Source organism: Salinisphaera sp. Q1T1-3, assembly GCF_003602005.1.
Taxonomy (GTDB): Bacteria; Pseudomonadota; Gammaproteobacteria; order Nevskiales; family Salinisphaeraceae; genus Salinisphaera.
The window spans coordinates 33,529-49,821 of sequence record NZ_QZWD01000013.1; the positions used below are offsets into that span (position 1 = coordinate 33,529).

At 65.2% G+C, this 16,293-nt stretch carries 14 protein-coding genes; 8 read left to right on the forward strand and 6 right to left on the reverse strand.

The features are described from left to right. Positions 1 to 118 precede the first annotated feature (118 nt). Both sucD and sucC read right to left on the reverse strand, forming a co-directional pair. The gene (gene sucD, locus D3260_RS12445) at positions 119 to 988 is read right to left on the reverse strand and encodes a succinate--CoA ligase subunit alpha (RefSeq protein ID WP_120098928.1); all 870 of its coding nucleotides are present in this window, start codon (positions 986 to 988) and stop codon (positions 119 to 121) included. Between the two features lie 49 nt (positions 989 to 1,037). Further along, positions 1,038 to 2,201 carry an ADP-forming succinate--CoA ligase subunit beta gene (gene sucC, locus D3260_RS12450; protein ID WP_120098929.1) on the reverse strand — a complete coding sequence of 388 codons (1,164 nt, stop codon included), beginning with the start codon at positions 2,199 to 2,201 and terminating at the stop codon, positions 1,038 to 1,040. A 123-nt stretch (positions 2,202 to 2,324) separates the two neighbouring features. Here sucC and D3260_RS12455 point away from each other — a divergent pair, with 123 nt between their 5' ends. The 6 genes from D3260_RS12455 to D3260_RS12480 all read left to right on the forward strand — a co-directional run bounded on the left by D3260_RS12455 (position 2,325) and on the right by D3260_RS12480 (position 6,552). Next, a complete protein-coding gene (locus D3260_RS12455; RefSeq protein WP_147418190.1) occupies positions 2,325 to 2,543 on the forward strand; it encodes a hypothetical protein in 219 nt (72 codons plus the stop codon). 75 nt (positions 2,544 to 2,618) lie between these two features. Next, complete coding sequence (locus D3260_RS12460; RefSeq protein ID WP_120098931.1) at positions 2,619 to 3,845, forward strand: type II secretion system F family protein; 1,227 nt, start codon at positions 2,619 to 2,621, stop codon at positions 3,843 to 3,845. Then, a complete protein-coding gene (locus D3260_RS12465) occupies positions 3,845 to 4,720 on the forward strand; it encodes an A24 family peptidase (protein ID WP_120098932.1) in 876 nt (291 codons plus the stop codon). The genes D3260_RS12460 and D3260_RS12465 overlap by 1 nt, the downstream gene beginning before the upstream one ends. Before the next feature lie 58 nt (positions 4,721 to 4,778). After that, positions 4,779 to 5,420 carry a dephospho-CoA kinase gene (gene coaE / locus D3260_RS12470; RefSeq protein WP_120099004.1) on the forward strand — a complete coding sequence of 214 codons (642 nt, stop codon included), beginning with the start codon at positions 4,779 to 4,781 and terminating at the stop codon, positions 5,418 to 5,420. Positions 5,421 to 5,497: 77 nt separating this feature from the next. Then, positions 5,498 to 6,268: a cell division protein ZapD gene (zapD, locus tag D3260_RS12475; RefSeq protein WP_158583527.1), complete on the forward strand. Its 771-nt coding sequence runs from the start codon at positions 5,498 to 5,500 to the stop codon at positions 6,266 to 6,268. A 77-nt stretch (positions 6,269 to 6,345) separates the two neighbouring features. Continuing rightward, a complete protein-coding gene (locus D3260_RS12480) occupies positions 6,346 to 6,552 on the forward strand; it encodes a DNA gyrase inhibitor YacG (protein ID WP_120099005.1) in 207 nt (68 codons plus the stop codon). A gap of 16 nt (positions 6,553 to 6,568) precedes the next feature. On the opposite strand, the gene D3260_RS12485 is transcribed toward D3260_RS12480, so the two are convergent. Genes D3260_RS12485 through secA form a run of 3 tightly spaced genes read right to left on the reverse strand, consistent with a single transcriptional unit; the run spans position 6,569 to position 11,613 of the window. Further along, entirely contained in the window at positions 6,569 to 7,537 is a 969-nt protein-coding gene (locus D3260_RS12485; RefSeq protein ID WP_120098934.1) for a Nudix family hydrolase, read from the reverse strand. Beyond that, positions 7,537 to 8,751 carry a bifunctional glutamate N-acetyltransferase/amino-acid acetyltransferase ArgJ gene (gene argJ, locus D3260_RS12490; protein ID WP_120098935.1) on the reverse strand — a complete coding sequence of 405 codons (1,215 nt, stop codon included), beginning with the start codon at positions 8,749 to 8,751 and terminating at the stop codon, positions 7,537 to 7,539. Before argJ ends, D3260_RS12485 begins: the two co-directional genes overlap by 1 nt. A 33-nt stretch (positions 8,752 to 8,784) precedes the next feature. Then, entirely contained in the window at positions 8,785 to 11,613 is a 2,829-nt protein-coding gene (gene secA, locus D3260_RS12495; RefSeq protein ID WP_120098936.1) for a preprotein translocase subunit SecA, read from the reverse strand. 160 nt (positions 11,614 to 11,773) lie between these two features. On the opposite strand from secA, the gene D3260_RS12500 reads away from it, so the two are divergent. Continuing rightward, positions 11,774 to 12,226, forward strand: coding sequence for a DUF721 domain-containing protein (locus D3260_RS12500; protein ID WP_158583528.1), 453 nt, complete (start codon positions 11,774 to 11,776; stop codon positions 12,224 to 12,226). Positions 12,227 to 12,545: 319 nt separating this feature from the next. Here D3260_RS12500 and D3260_RS12505 read toward each other — a convergent pair whose 3' ends face one another. Continuing rightward, positions 12,546 to 14,258 (reverse strand): ABC transporter ATP-binding protein, encoded by a 1,713-nt coding sequence (locus D3260_RS12505; protein WP_147418192.1) that lies wholly within the window; start codon positions 14,256 to 14,258, stop codon positions 12,546 to 12,548. A gap of 225 nt (positions 14,259 to 14,483) precedes the next feature. On the opposite strand from D3260_RS12505, the gene D3260_RS17990 reads away from it, so the two are divergent. Further along, positions 14,484 to 15,737: a glycosyltransferase gene (locus D3260_RS17990; RefSeq protein ID WP_305000222.1), complete on the forward strand. Its 1,254-nt coding sequence runs from the start codon at positions 14,484 to 14,486 to the stop codon at positions 15,735 to 15,737. Positions 15,738 to 16,293 lie beyond the last annotated feature (556 nt).

The following is a 16,293-nucleotide window of genomic DNA, read 5'->3' on the forward strand; positions in this document are numbered from 1 at the left end:
AACCTCAACAGGCCCTGGATTGGCCCGACCGCCGGCCAACGGCCTCACCCGCGGGAGAACAAAAAAAACCGGCACCCCGAAGGATGCCGGTTTCGACGGACGAAGCCGATTGTGGCAATCAGCCCAGCACTTCTTCCATCTTGGTACCGATCTCGGCGGTCGAGCGCACGGTGGCAACACCGGCGGCTTCCAGAGCCGCGAACTTGTCGTCTGCGGTGCCCTTGCCGCCCGAGATGATGGCACCGGCATGGCCCATGCGCTTGCCCGGGGGCGCGGTCACACCCGCGATGTAGGCCACGACCGGCTTGCTCATGTTGTGCTTGATGTATTCGGCCGCTTCTTCCTCGGCCGTGCCGCCGATTTCGCCGACCATGACCACGCCTTCGGTCTGCGGGTCGTTCTCGAACATTTCGAGCACGTCGGTGAAGTCCAGGCCGTGGATCGGATCACCGCCGATGCCGACACAGGTCGACTGGCCCAGACCGTTATGGGTGGTCTGGAAGACGGCTTCATAGGTCAGCGTGCCGGACCGGGAGACGATGCCGATCTTGCCTTTCTGGTGAATATGCGCCGGCATGATGCCGATCTTGCACTCACCCGGCGTGATCACGCCCGGGCAGTTCGGGCCGATAAGCACCGAATCGGATTCGTCGAGCACGGCGCGTACCTTGAGCATGTCCATGACCGGGATGTGCTCGGTGATGCAGATGATGGTCGCAATACCCGCGGCTTCGGCCTCGAGGATGGCATCGGCGGCGAACGGCGCCGGCACATAGATCATCGTGGCGTTGGCGCCGGTCTCGCGGACCGCGTCCGCGCAGGTGTTGAACACCGGCCGGTCCAGATGGGTCTGGCCGCCGCGGCCCGGGGTCACACCGCCGACGATGTTGGTGCCGTAGGCAATGCACTGCTCGGAGTGGAACGTGCCCTGGCTGCCGGTGAAGCCCTGGACGATGAGTTTGGTGTCTTGGTTGACGAGAATGCTCATGAGTCGATCCTGATCTTGAATGCTGTCGGGATGGGCGATCGGGCAGCGCTTACTTGGCGGCCTCGGCGACGACCTTCTTGGCGGCGTCGGTCAGGTCCTGCGCGGCGATGAGATCGTATTCGGACTCGTCCAGAACCTTGCGCCCCTCTTCGGCGTTGGTGCCTTCCAGGCGGACGACCACCGGCACGTTGATGCCGACATCCTTGGCGGCGGTGATGATGCCCTCGGCGATCAGGTCACATCGGACGATGCCACCGAAGATGTTGACCAGAATGGCTTTCACGCCTTCGCCCGCGGTGATCAGCTTGAACGCCTCGGTCACGCGCTCGGTGGTCGCGCCGCCGCCGACGTCCAGGAAGTTGGCCGGCTCACCGCCGTGCAGCTTGACGAGATCCATGGTGCCCATGGCCAGGCCCGCGCCATTGACCATGCAGCCGATGTTGCCATCGAGCTGGATGTAGTTCAGGTCGTGCTCGGCTGCCTTGGCCTCGCGCTCGTTCTCCTGGCTGATGTCGCGCATCTCGGCGAATTCGGCATGCCGGAACAGCGCGTTGTCGTCGAAGTTGAGCTTGCCGTCGAGCGCGATCAGGCCGCCATCCTTGGTGGTGACCAGCGGGTTGATCTCGACCAGCGAGGCATCGCACTCGGTGAACATTTCGTAAAGGCCTTTCATGACCTTGACGAATTCACCGACCTGCTTCTTGTCCAGGCCCAGGAAGAAGCCGACTTCACGGGCCTGATAGGCCTGGAATCCGGCCGCCGGATGCATGGCGATCTGCATGATCTTCTCGGGCGTGGCCTCGGCCACTTCCTCGATGTCCATGCCGCCTTCCGGCGAGGCGATGAAGGTCACGCGACGCGTCGCGCGATCGACCAGCACCGACAGATACAACTCGTTATCGATGTCGGCCGGCTTTTCCACGTAGACACAGTTGATCGGCAGCGCGACGCCGCCCGACTGCTTGGTCTCGAGCGTGGCGCCGATCATCTCGCCGGCGACCTTCTTCACTTCGTCCACGGAATCGCAGATCTTCACGCCGCCGGCCTTGCCGCGCCCGCCGGCATGGACCTGTGCCTTGACGACCCAGCGCTCGCCCCCGAGCTCGTTGGCCACGGTTGCCGCTGCATCGGCCGAATGCGCGACGCGCCCGATCCCCGCAGGCACGCCGTAGCGTGCAAAGATTTCCTTGGCCTGATATTCGTGAACGTTCATGGCATCGCCTCACTATGTGTCAAAACCCATAAATCGGCGCGCATTGTCGCGTCTTGCGCATATGATCACAACTTGCTTAAAAAACGGCTCATGCTCGCCCGTTGCCCGGCCACGGAGCGCGTCATGGGCCGTCTGATCCTGATCGGCCTGGCGATCTTCGCGGTCTTTCTCGTGCTCCGACGCATTCGCTGGCCGCAGGGGCACGGACTGGATCGCAAGTCGCGCCGTTTCGAGTCGACCGTGCGTTGCGTGCGCTGCGGGGCCTATGTCGCCCGTCGACACGCCGAGACGTGTGACGATGGGCCGGTCTGTCGCATTCACGCCACGGATCCGGAACGCTGAAAACCGGGCAGCGCCCCCATGTCGGCCTCGGCTGCGGTATCGTCGAGCTCACGCGCCCGGGGAGCGAATCGCGTCATGGCACAGGCAGAGACCGACAATCAGCTGTTTTTCTGGATCGGCACCGATCGCAACGGCGAGCGCATCAAGGGCCAGACCGAGGGCCCCAACGAGGCAATGGTCCGGGCATTGCTGCGTCGTCAGCAGATCAACCCGATCCGGGTGCGCAAGAAGACCACGCTGTTCGGCCTGGGCAAGAAACGCCGCAAGAAGATCACCAGCGGCGATATCGCAGTCTTCTCCCGGCAACTGGCCACGATGCTTTCGGCCGGCGTGCCGCTGGTCCAGTCGCTGGATATCGTGGCCGGCGGCGCCACGAATCCGGCGTTGCGCGCGCTGGTCCGCACCATCCGGGACGACATCGAAAACGGCATGCCGCTGGCCGAGGCACTCGCCCGGCATCCCCGGCATTTCGACGATCTCTACGTGAACCTGGTCGCGGCCGGCGAACGGTCGGGCGCGCTGGAGTCCCTGCTGGACAAGATCGCCACGTACAAGGAGAAAACCGAGGCGATCAAGGCCAAGGTCCGCAAGGCCCTGTTCTATCCGTCGGCAGTGATCGCCGTGGCGATCGTGGTCATGGGCATTCTCCTGTATTTCGTGGTGCCCCAGTTCCAGTCGCTGTTCGCCGGCTTCGGCGCTGACCTGCCCGCCTTCACCCTGATGGTGATCGGGCTGTCGCACGGCGTGCAGCGGTGGTGGTGGCTCATCCTGCTGGCTGTCGGCGGCGCGGCCTACGGTTTCATCACCGCCCGTCGACGCTCGCGCCGTTTCCGCCGTGGCCTCGATCGTGCCGCACTGCGCCTGCCGGTGATCGGCAACATCGTCTACGATGCGGCCGTGGCCCGCTTTTCCCGGACGCTGGCGACCATGTTCGCGGCCGGGGTACCGCTGGTCGAAGCACTGGACTCGGTCGCACGCGCGGCTGGCAACGTGGTCTTCGAGGATGCGATCTTCCAGATGCGCAATCAGGTCTCGTCCGGTCAGTCACTGGCGCTTGCCACCGAGAACACGGGACGTTTTCCGAGCATGGCACAGCAGATGATCAAGATCGGTGAGGAGGCCGGCGCGCTGGATGCGATGTGCTCGCGCGTGGCCGATTTCTACGAGGCCGAGGTGGATGCCCGCGTCGATGTGCTCTCGTCGCTGCTCGAGCCGCTGATCATGGCCGTGATCGGCGTGCTGGTCGGCGGCCTGGTCATTGCCATGTATCTGCCGATCTTCAAACTCGGGTCCGTGGTCTGATGCAGGCCTACGCCGGTCTGCCCCTCTGGTTCGTTGTCCTGTCCGCGATCGTGCTCGGTCTGATCGTGGGCAGTTTTCTGAATGTGGTGATCCTGCGACTGCCACGCATGCTCGAGGCACGCTGGGCGGCCGAAGCCGCCGCGGCCGACGCATCCGACCTCGCCGATACGACGCCGGTCAGCCTGGCTGCCCCGGCTTCGCACTGTCCGCATTGCCGGACGCCGATCAAGGCCTGGCACAACGTGCCACTACTCGGGTATCTGGGGCTGCGCGGTCGGTGTGCCGCCTGCGGTCATCGTATCTCCGCCCTATATCCTCTGGTCGAGGCCGCAGCGGCCGCGATCGCCTGTCTCGTACTCTATCGGTTCGGGCTGACGCCGGCCGGCGGGACCGCCCTGCTCGCCTCCTGGCTCTTGCTGGCACTGGCAGTCATCGATGCCCGGACCCAGCTGCTGCCCGACGTGTTGACGCTGTCGCTGCTATGGCTCGGACTGCTGGCCAGCGTCATCGGCATCGGGCCGGCCACCGCCGTCTCGCCGGCCGATGCCATCATCGGGGCGGCGGCCGGCTACGGCGTGCTCTGGCTCGTTTTCACGGCCTTCAAGTGCCTGACCGGCAAGCACGGCATGGGCCACGGCGATTTCAAGCTGTTGGCCGCACTCGGCGCCTGGCTGGGCTGGCAACAACTCCCACTGGTCCTGCTCATGGCGTCGCTCGGCGGCTCGTTGATCGGCATCGCGCTGATGGCCACCGGCCGGCTCGACCGCGGCACGCCCATGCCTTTCGGCCCCTGGCTTGCCGGCGCCGGCTGGCTGGCGCTCATCGCAGGCGATACAATTATGGCCGCTTATTTGACGCTTTCGGGATTGCGCTAGACGTGTTCATGTTCCTCTCTGCGGCTCGCCGCCTCGCCAATCTCCGTTGCCCGACATCATGAGTGATCGACTCACGATCGGCCTGACGGGCGGTATTGCAAGCGGCAAGTCGGTGGTCTCAGCAGCGTTCGAGCGCCTGGGCGTGAGCGTTGTCGATGCCGACACCGTCGCCCGCGAGATCGTCGCCCCCGGCGAACCGGCGCTTGACGAGATCCGGGCACGCTTCGGCGCGCATCTGATCGACGACAACGGCGCGCTCAAGCGTCGCGCACTGCGTGAAATCGTCTTCGACGACGCCGAGGCCCGGCGCGATCTTGAAGCGATCACGCATCCGCGCATTCGCGAGGCGCTTCGTATCCAGCGGGACGCGGCCGAATCCGAGTACTGCATTCTGGTCGTGCCGCTGCTGGCCAAGTCCAACATGATCGATCTGGTCGACCGGGTGCTCGTCATCGATGCCCCGGAGTCCGTTCAGCTCGAACGTCTGATGGGTCGCGACGACATCGACGATGCACTGGCACGCAAGATGATCGCCGCGCAGGAGGATCGTGCCGAACGCCTGGCGGTCGCGCACGATGTGTTGATCAACACCGGACCGCGCAAGGACATCGCGGATCTGGCCGCGGCATTCCATGCCGGCTACCAGCGCCTGGCCCGTGGCGAGATCGCCGATCTGCCGCCCTTGCACCTGCCGGGCTGAATCGAATGGCCGGATGGGTCGACAGTGGCGATCCGCCGCTTGCTGATCGTATCTCGTCACCGACGCCGGAGAGCCGCATGGGCGACGATGGCCTGCTCTGTTACGAACAGCCGCTCAACGAGCGTGTGCGTACGTTCCTGCGTCTGGAACATCTGACGGCGCGCTTCCACTACCATGCGGCCGATCACAGCTTCTGGGGTCGACGTGCGACTGTCGATGCCGTTCTGGATCTGCTCAACATCATGTCGCGCCACGATATCCGCGGCGAGGTGAGCCGCGCGCTTGTCCACCGGCGCGGCACGCTCGCACAGCTCGCCGATCGCGACGACGTGGACGGCGGCGCACTGGCACGGGTGCTCGCCGAACTCGACGCCGTCAGCGACGACATGGCACGCATCCCGCCGCAGTTCTCGTCCTATCTCCTGCGCGACAACGAATTGCTGGCCAGCGTGAACAACCGCAGCGCGATCGCCGGCGGTACCTGCAGCTTCGACCTGCCCGGCTATCGCCACTGGCTGGCCCAGCCAGCGGCGCGACTCGACGCCGACATCGCGGCGTGGATGTCGCGCGTGAGCCCGATCGAAAACGGTGTGACGGTCCTGCTGCGCCTGTTGCGCGATGCCGGCGAGATGTCCCGTCAGACAGCCGGCGGTGGGGTCTATCTGCACAATACCGCGCCGGGAACCCAGCTCATTCGGGTCATGCTCGATGCCCCGAGCGTGTTTCCCGAAATCAGCGCCGGACGCCATCGAGCCACGGTACGCTTCATGAGCGTCGACCCGACACGGGGCCGGGTCCGCCAGACCGACCAGGACATTTCGTTCGGCATGGCTTGCTGCCGTTTCTGAATCCGCCGTGCGCGCGGGCCTCGATCGATGAACCCGACCCGGCGCAGCTTTATTCTCCCACGATTGCGGGGGCCGGCATGACCACCCAAAAAACCATCGATTGCCCACAGTGCGGCGAACCCGCGGACATGAGTCGCGACAACGTCTATCGCCCGTTCTGCTCGCGTCGCTGCAAGCTGATTGATCTGGGCGACTGGCTGGACGAGTCGAACCGGATCGCCGACCCGGACGGCACGGCCCCGACGCCCATGTCGGGGCTGGACGATGACGGCACGCCACACTGAACGCAGCCGTGCTTGGTCAGCTGCCGGGCCAGAACTCCCGAATGCCGGCCACGCCCTGCGCGTAATGGTCGAGGGCCGGCGCGAGATCAGTCGGCCCGAGTCCGCCGAGCGCGTACACCGATAACGCGCGCTCGCCGCGATACGCCTCGAAGGCCGGCCACCCGAGCGGTCGCGCTTCCGGGTGTGACGCCGTCCGCGCGACCGGCGAAAGCGTGGCGAAATCCGCGCCGAGCGTTTCGGCGTGTGCGAGTTCGTCGCTGTCGTGCGTGGATACCGCGAACCAGCGATCGCGTCCGATCGGGCGGTCGTCGGCACGCTGAGCACGACGCGCCGACCAGTGCAGGCCGTGCGCGTTCAGGCGCTCGACCAGCGCCGCACTGCGGTCCAGCAGCACACGGGCCGAAAACGGTCGTGCACGGACCAGTACATCTCGGGCGAGCGCCGCGTAGTCATCGTCTTCCAGCTGGGGCTGGCGCAGGCGCAGCATCGGGGGCGTATCCGGCGTACCTTGATGGCGCAGCGCCCGGTCGAGCGCCGAGAACCAGCTCTCGCGCGCCTCGCGCGTACGGCCGACCGGCGGCGTTATCAGATAGACCGGCGGCAACGACAGCGCGGCCAGAATCACGTCGGTGGCCGGCAGCAACTCGACGCCCGAAAGCGCATCGCGATCACACCAGCGGACCGCTTGCCCTTCTCGACCGGCAGCTTCACCGGTCCACTGATCGATACGTGCCACGTGCAGCCGCACCGGACGCGGCCCGCGGTCGTGCGTAAAGCGGATCAAGGGTCGACTGCGCAGATTGGTGACGCCGATCTCTTCGGCCAGTTCGCGCGACAGACAGGTCTCGATCGACTCGTCTGGCTCGCGCTTGCCGCCCGGAAACTCCCAGAAGCCGGCACCGGGCGTATCCGGCCGTCGACGCGCGATGAGCACGCGGCCGCGCGAATCGACGAGCACGCCGACGGCAATATCGATCGGCACCATCAGCTGCGATATTCGGCGTTGATGCGTACGTACTCGTACGACAGATCCGAGGTATAGATCGTCGTCGCGGCCTGGCCGCGCCCCAGATCGACGTGCACCGTGAACTCCGGTCGCGCCATGACGGCGGCGGCCTCGGATTCGATGTAATCCGGCCGCGGCTGGCCGCCGGCCACGATCGCGACGTCGTCGAGCGCGATATCCACCCGATCGATCGCCAGCGCCTCGATCGGCGCGCGCCCCACGGCCGCCAGGATACGGCCCCAGTTGGGGTCGCCGGCGAAGGCAGCTGTCTTGAACAACGGCGACTGCGCCACCGTGAAACCGACCGCTCGGGCCTCGGCCTCGTCGCCTGCCCCGGCGACCGCGATTCGGATGAAACGCGTGGCCCCTTCGGCATCACGCACGATCGCCGTGGCCAGCTCGGTCATCACCTCGACGAGCGCATCCACGAACGCCGGCCAGCCGGGCTGGCTGGCGTCGAGCGAGGCACTCTGGCCGGTCGCGCTGAGTGTGACCGCGTCATTGGTCGAGGTATCCCCGTCGACCGTGATGCTGTTGAACGAGCGCTGGTTGGCGACAACCAGCGCCTCGTGCAGATCGGCTTCCGGAATATCGGCGTCGGTGGCCAGAAACGCCAGCATGGTGGCCATGTCCGGGCGAATCATGCCCGAGCCCTTGGCGATGCCGGTCAACCGGACACGTTGCCCGGCGCCGAGCGCGATCTCTCGGCTGACGCCCTTGGGCACGGTGTCGGTGGTCATGATCGCTCGTGCCGCAGCAAGCCAGCCGCTGTCCGGACGGTCCGCACTCAGCTGCCCCACTGCCGGCATCATGCGCGACAACGGCAGGCGTTGGCCGATGACACCGGTGGAGAACGGCAACACCTCGGCGGCCTCGAGCCCGGCGGCGTCGGCGATCTGTTCACACAGCTTGAGCCCGTCCTGCTCACCCGCCAGGCCGGTCCCGGCATTGGCATTGCCGCTGTTGACCAACAGGGCCCGCGGTGCGGTTGCCGTCAGATGACGGCGTGCGATCTGGACCGGCGCGGCGGCAAACGCATTGCGCGTGAACAGGCCGGTCGTTCGCGTGCCGGCATCGAGCCAGAGTACAGCGATATCGTCACGATCCGGGGCCTTGATCGCCGCACCGATGGTCGACCAGTGCGTGCCGGCGACCGGCGCCAGCGACGCCGGAGCCTCGAGATTTACTGCCATGAGCCACTCATTGGTGGGAATGCCCGCACTGGTTCACGAGGCGTCTCGCCCGTGGCAGTGCTTGTATTTCTTGCCCGACCCGCAGGGACAGGTCTCGTTGCGCCCGATCTTGCGTCCGTCACGCACGAAGGTCTCGGGCCGATCGCCTTCATCGCCGACAGTGGGACCCGAATCGACGGGTTGGCCAGCGCCGGGCAGATTCGCCTGCGCGGCGGTTTCCGGCGCGATCGGGGCGGCATCGGCGACCTCGACCTGGGGCTCGGCGGCATTCGCCTGGGCCGCGGCAATGGCCTGTTCGGCAGCCGAGGACGCCTCCTCGTGCTGGTATTCCATGGCCGCCATCTGGCGACGCCGATCCTCGCGTGCCTCTTCGGTGATCTGGGCATCCACGCGCCCGCGGGCAAGCACGGTCACGGCCTCGTGCTTCAAACGCGTGAGCATGTTGTTGAACATCTCGAAGGCTTCGCGCTTGTATTCGTTCTTGGGATCCTTCTGGGCATAGCCGCGCAGATGGATGCCCTTGCGCAGATAGTCCATGGCCGCCAGATGCTCGCGCCAGAGCGAGTCCAGCACCTGCAGGACCACCGACTTCTCGATCTGGGCCATGTTGGCCGCGCCGGCGTATTCGCGTTTTTCCTCGTAGGTGTTTCTCAGCTGCGTGGCGATCCGCTCGCGCAACCCTTCCTCGTCGAGCCGGTCTTCCTCGTCGAGCCACTGCTGGATCGGCATGGCCTGACCGAAATCCCTTTCGATGGCGTGCTCCAGCCCTTCGACATCCCACTGTTCCTCAAGGCTGGCCGGCGGGACATGCTCGGAGATGGCGGCTTCGACGACATCCGTCCAGATGTTGTCGACCAGTTCCGAGACTTCCTCGGCATCCATGATCTCGTTGCGCTGCTCGTAGACAACCTGGCGCTGGTCATTGGCCACGTTGTCGTATTCAAGCAGCTGCTTGCGGATATCGAAATGATGACGCTCGACCTTCTGCTGAGCGTTCTCGATCGCCCGCGTCACCCACTTGTGTTCGATCGCCTCGCCTTCCTCGAGACCGAGGTTCTGCAGCATCGAGCGCAGCCGCGGCGGCGTGAAGATCCGCATGAGACTGTCTTCGAGCGACAGATAGAAGCGTGAGGCACCGGGGTCACCCTGGCGCCCGGAACGGCCGCGCAGCTGGTTGTCGACACGCCGCGATTCGTGGCGCTCGGAGCCGATCACGTACAGCCCACCGGCCTCCAGCACGGCCTCGTGCGTCTTGGACCACTCGTCGCGCAGGCGCTGCCGGCCGGCCTCGTCGTCTTCCTCGAGGGCGGCCAAAGCCTCCTCGATGTTGCCGCCGAGCACGATATCAGTACCACGGCCGGCCATGTTGGTGGCGATGGTCACCGCCCCCGGACGCCCGGCCTGGGCAATGATATCGGCCTCGCGCTCGTGCTGCTTGGCGTTGAGCACTTCGTGGCGGATACCGCGACGGGAAAGAAGCTGCGAAAGCAGCTCCGAGGCATCGATCGACGCCGTGCCGATGAGCACGGGCTGCCCGGCCTGGCTGGCCGTAACCGCCTCTTCGGCGATCGCCTCGAATTTCTCGCGCCCGCTCATATAGATCTGGTCAGGCAGGTCGCGACGCGCGAGCGGGCGGTTGGTCGGGATCACGACCACTTCCAGGCCATAGATGGACTGGAACTCGAAAGCCTCGGTGTCGGCCGTGCCGGTCATCCCCGACAGTTTGTTGTAGAGCCGGAAGAAATTCTGGAAGGTGATCGAGGCCAGCGTCTGATTCTCTTTCTGAATCGCCACGCCTTCCTTGGCTTCGATGGCCTGATGCAGGCCGTCCGACCAGCGCCGACCGGGCATGGTGCGCCCGGTGAACTCGTCGACGATGACGATCTCACCGTTGGCGACGATGTATTCAATGTCCTTGGTATAGAGCGTGTGTGCGCGCAGGGCCGCGTTCATGTGGTGCATGAGCGCCACGTTATTCGCGTCGTAGAGCGACTCTTCCGGGTCGAGCAGACCGGATTCGCGCATCAGCTGCTCGACCTTCTGATGACCGTCCTCGGTCAGATAGGCCTGCTTGTTCTTCTCCTCGGTGAAATAGTCACCGGGGCCGTCCTCCTCGGCCTGCTCGCTCAGATGCTCGACGAGCGTGTCGACCGACAGCGAGGTCTGCGGGTCGTCATCGGTCGGCCCGGAGATGATCAGCGGCGTCCGGGCTTCGTCGATGAGGATCGAGTCGACTTCGTCGATGATGGCGTAGTTCAACGCCCGCTGGACACGATCGGCCGGCGTGAAGGCCATGTTGTCGCGCAGGTAGTCGAAGCCGTATTCGTTGTTCGTGCCGTAGGTGATGTCGCAGGCATACGCCGCACGCTTGGCATCCGTGTCCTGGCCCGAGAAGATCACCCCGACGGTCAGCCCCAGGAATCGATAGAGCCGTCCCATCCATTCGGCGTCGCGCGCGGCCAGATAGTCGTTGACCGTGACGATGTGCACGCCCTTGCCTTCGAGCGCGTTGAGATAGGTCGCGAGCGTGGCGACGAGTGTCTTGCCCTCGCCGGTCTTCATCTCCGCGATCTTGCCCTGATGCAGCACCTGCCCGCCGACCAGCTGGACATCGAAATGCCGCATGCCAAGCACGCGCTTGGCGGCCTCGCGAACCACCGCGAAGCCCTCGCTGAGCAGATCGTCCAGGTCGGCACCGTCGGCCAGACGTTCGCGGAACTCGACCGTCTTCGCCGCGAGCTGTTCGTCGGACAGGTCTTCGTAATCCGCCTCGCGGGAATTCACGGCGTCGGCGATCTTGTGCATGCGTTTGACCACACGCTGATTGCGACTGCCGATGAGTTTGGTCAGAAAATTGCTCATGAACCCTCGTCGTATTGCCCGAGCGGCGAAATCCCTTCAATGGAAAGACCGCGATGATAACGCAAGCTCCGGCAGACTCTTAAAACTGCGTGCAGACGACGGTCGCGGCCGCTGCGGCTGCTACCATGCCAATTCACACCTGCGCCGTACATCGTACGTTATGGGGTCGACCCCGCAGTCAATCCAGTCCCTGTTGCATATCGCGGCTCCGGACCTCGCGGACGTGCTCGGGCGCGCGCGTTTCCTCGCGCGCATGCGACGCGCGCTGCTCGACGTGCTCCCGGCTGCGATCGCCGCCGAATTCCAGGTCGCTGCCTACGATCATTACGTGCTGCGGCTCCACGTGAGCAATGCTGCCTGGGCGACCCGCCTGCGCTACATGGACGCCGCGCTGAAACAGGCGCTGGCCCAGCGCATGCGGCTGCAGATCGACCGGATCGACATCAAGGTGCGCCCGGTCGGGCTTGGCCCGTTCCAGCCGACGGACCGCCCGCGCTATCTGTCACCGAGCTCGCGCCAGCATATCGAACGGACCGCCCACTACATCGAGGATGCGCCTCTGGCCGATGCGCTTCGACGCCTGGCCGCGGCTGGGCGACAGGACCCGGACTAGGGCCTGTTGAGGTTTCGTTCGCGCGCCTTTTCGTCGAGAGACCGCAGTGTCCTGCAAGGCGCGAGTCGCCGGTCGTGGCGTGCCAAGATCCAGACTCGCAACGCCGCGGGGCGCCCATCGTCGATTTTTCATGGGCGGCCCAACCCTTCAGGACAAGTGCCCCAACATCAAAAACACGACGGCAATCCAGCGTTCTAGCACGCTGGCGCAGCATGACACGCTATGCGTGCGACGCCTCGTCTTGCCGCCCATCGTCAATTTCAGGGCGCACTCGGCGCGGACTCGCACGAAACCTCAACACGCCCTAGGTCGACACATTCTAGGCCGTCGCGCGCGCGTCATCGGCCATGCGGGTGGCGTGCCCGTTCTCGATGCGATAAACGATATCCGAGCGCTCGGTCAGCGCTGCGCGGTGGGATACCGCGAGCACGGTATGTTCCTCGCCGAGTGCGGCCAGCGTGGCGCTGACTTCGCGCTCGGTGTCCGGGTCGAGCGCGCTCGTGGCCTCGTCGAGAATGACCAGACGCGGCTTGTGCACCAGCGCCCGCGCGATCACGATGCGCTGTCTCTGGCCGCCGGACAAGCGGCCGCCGTGTTCGCCGACACTGGTATGCATGCCCTCGCTGAGCGCGCTGACGAATGCCCAGGCGCCGGCTTTTCTGAGTGCCGTCTCCACGTCGGCCTCGGTCAGGCTGTCGTCGCCGATGGCGATGTTGTTGTAGACCGTCTCGTGCAGCAGCACCGTATCCTGTGGCACGTAGCCGATCATGTGCCGCCAGGCGCGGATATCCAGATCGTCGATCGGTGCGTCGTCGATGAGCACCCGGCCCGAACTGGCACGCAGCAGCCCGATGATCAGATCGATGAGCGTCGTCTTGCCGGCTCCGGAGAAGCCGACCAGCGTGGTGAACTGACCGGCCGGGATGTCGATATCCACGTCGTGCAGCACGGTACGCCCACCGTAGGCAAAGCTGACGTGCTCGAGCCGGATCCCCCGATGCAGGCTCGGACTGCGCTCGCCGAATCCCTCTTCGCGGGCATCGCGGGCTTCGTCGATCGCCTCGTCCATGGCCCAGTAGAAGGCTTCCTTGGACACGAGTTTCTGATACTCCTGCTGCAGTTTCGACAACTTGGTCAGCAGACGCGCCAGGACGATGGTCAGCACCATGATCTCGGACAGTTCGAGGTCGAGCAGCGTCAGCGACGCCGCGACACCGGCCACCAGCACCAGACCGATCAGCAGCTCCTGAACCGCCTTGAGAGTCTCCGAAGCGAGCACGCTGGTCCGCAACGCATCGTTGAGATGGCGCGTCTGCCGCTCGAGCATCTGATCCATGTGTTGTTCGCGGGCCATTGCCTTGAGCGGCTTCAGCGAGGACAGCGAATCGGTCAACAGGGCCATGAGCTGCTGAAAGGCGCCCTTCTGCTGGCTGCCAGCCTCGCGCGAGATCGAGACCATGATCTTGAGCAGCATGAAGATGCCGGCGCCGATCAGAATCGCCAGCCCCGCGATCTTCCAGTTGATGAGCAGCGCCACGGCCAGAAACACCGCCGACTGTGAACTGATCGAGGCCAGATTCGCCAGGCTCTGGAACGCGCCGGCGCTGTTCGTGGCCTCGGTCGAGATGGAATTGGCCAGTCGACCGGTTCGCTGGCTGAGGAAATATTCCCAGCGCGAGGCCGACAGGGCCCGCAGGAAAGCCAGACGCGTGTCTGTGGCGATCGCAGCGACCGTGTAACCGACCTCGCGATAGGCCAGCAGCGTCAACCCGGCCTTGACGACCAACCCGATGACGACCAGCACGACCATGGTCGAGATCGTCGGATTGATCGAGGCCCAGTGCAGGGTCTGGGTCAGAAAGTCGGTGGTCTTGTGGCCGACCATGTTGGCGCTGTCGCCGGTGGCGATGCTCAGCAGCGGCAACAGTGTCGACAGGCTCAGCCCCTCGGCCACGCTGGCGATCGACAGCGCCAGCCAGACGACGATGACCTGCTTCGGGTAATTGCGAAAGAAATCTCTGATCAGTTGCACGTGCTCGGACTCATCGTTGATCCATACCGGGCGCACAATGTTCAACGACTGTCACCAGCCGTGATGCACGCGTTCAGATACGACGCGGTATCCTTCGTCGCTCGATTTTACGCTCGTCTGTTCACCATTGCTGTCGCTTGCATCGTACAGTCTCCAGGCGTCGGGCGCCGCAGTGGCGTTGGCGGCATGTGTCCGGCGTCCAGCGCCCCCCAGGATGGCCCCGTGATGAGCGGCGTCGACCGGTCACGTCTGGCGATTTTCACGTCGTCTCTCGGCGGCGGTGGTGTCCAGCGTTCGATGCGCAATCTAGCCGTCGCGCTGGTCGACCGCGGTTACGCCGTGGATCTGATCGTGTGTCACGACGACCCGACCCTGGCTGGCGAACTACGACGGGCCGGGGTTCACGTGACCGTTCTGTCGGCCAGTACCGCCGGCCTCGGGCGTCTACTGGCGCTGGCGGCTGATCCGGGCGGTTGGCGCGAGCTGGGGCCGACGGTTCTGTGGCCGCTCAAAACCTGGCGCAAGCTCGATTTTCTGGCCGGGCTTCGCGACCATCTGCGCGCGCGACCGCCGATCGGCCTGCTCTCGGCCATGACACAGTGCAATCTCGTGGCCGTGTGGGCCCATCGACTGGCCGGTCGTCCCGGCCGCGTGGTGGTCAGCGAACGCAACATGCTCTCGTCGTTCATTACCCGATATCAAGACAAGTCACGCTGGCGTCATCTCGCGCCGCTCGTGCGCCGTACCTATGCTCGCGCTGATGCAATCATCGGCGTCTCGCAGGCCGTGGCCGACGATCTGATCGACTGCGCCGGCCTGGACCGCGCCCGACTGCACACCGCTCCGAACCCGGTGATCGATACCACGCTACGTCATCATGCCGGCCAGCCGCGACGAGACGGCTGGTTCGCGCCCGGCCAGGCACCGGTCGTGCTGGGCGTCGGGCGGCTCGTCGACCAGAAGGATCCCCACACTCTCCTGCGTGCGTTCGCCCGCGTGCGGGCAAATCGCCCGGTGCGCCTGGTGCTGATCGGCGACGGCGACGAACGGGCTGCGCTGGCCGACCATGCCACCCGACTTGGCGTGGCCGACGATGTCGCCCTGCCCGGCTGGGATGAACAACCCTTCTCTGCGATGGCCGCAGCCGGGGTTTTCGTCCTGCCGTCCCGCTGGGAGGGGCTGCCGGGCGTGCTGATCCAGGCGCTGGCCTGCGGCTGCCCGGTCGTGGCCACGGATTGTCCCGGCGGCAGTGCCGAGGTTCTGGACAACGGCCGATACGGCGCGCTGGTGGCCGTCGGCGACGAGATCGCGATGGCGCGCGCCATCGAGGCCGCACTCGACACGCCTGGAGAGGTCGCCGTGCGCCGTGAGCACGCGGAGCGCTACTCGGCCAACAACGCCGCCGCCTGCTACGCCGCGTTGCTAGATCCGGCGGCCACCAGGCCCTCAGCCCCGACCGAGGCTTCGATTCCAGCCTAGAGCCTGTTATTAGCCCGGCATAAAAATAGATGATTTCTCAGGTTGATAACACGCGTGTGCGAAAGCACGCGCGCCACGGCCAACGGCCGTGAAGCCATTGAAGATAAAAAGACGGACAAGTGCCGGTGTTTATTCTTCGATGGCGTTGAAAAAAGCTGACGTCGTCAGCTGTTTTGGTGCCGGATTCATAACACGTCCCGCGTGCGCCGCGCCGGCACTCATTTTTATTGCAAGACAAGGCATCGGGCGCGTACGGCCGTCATTCTGCCTTAGGGCCTGTTGAGGTTTCGTGCGAGTCCGCGCCAAGCGCTGTTCTGCGCAAGACGAGGCGTCGCACGCATAGCGTGTCATTCTGCGCCAGCGTGCTGGAACCCTGTATTGCCGTCGTGTCTTTGATTTTGGGGCGCTTGTCCCTTCGGGTTGGGCCGCCCATGAAAAATCGACGATGGGCGTCCGGCGACGTTGCGAGCCTTGATCGCGGCACGCCACGATACGGCGACTCGCGCCTTGCCGGACACACGACGGTCTCTCGACGAAAAGGCGCTCGAACGAAACC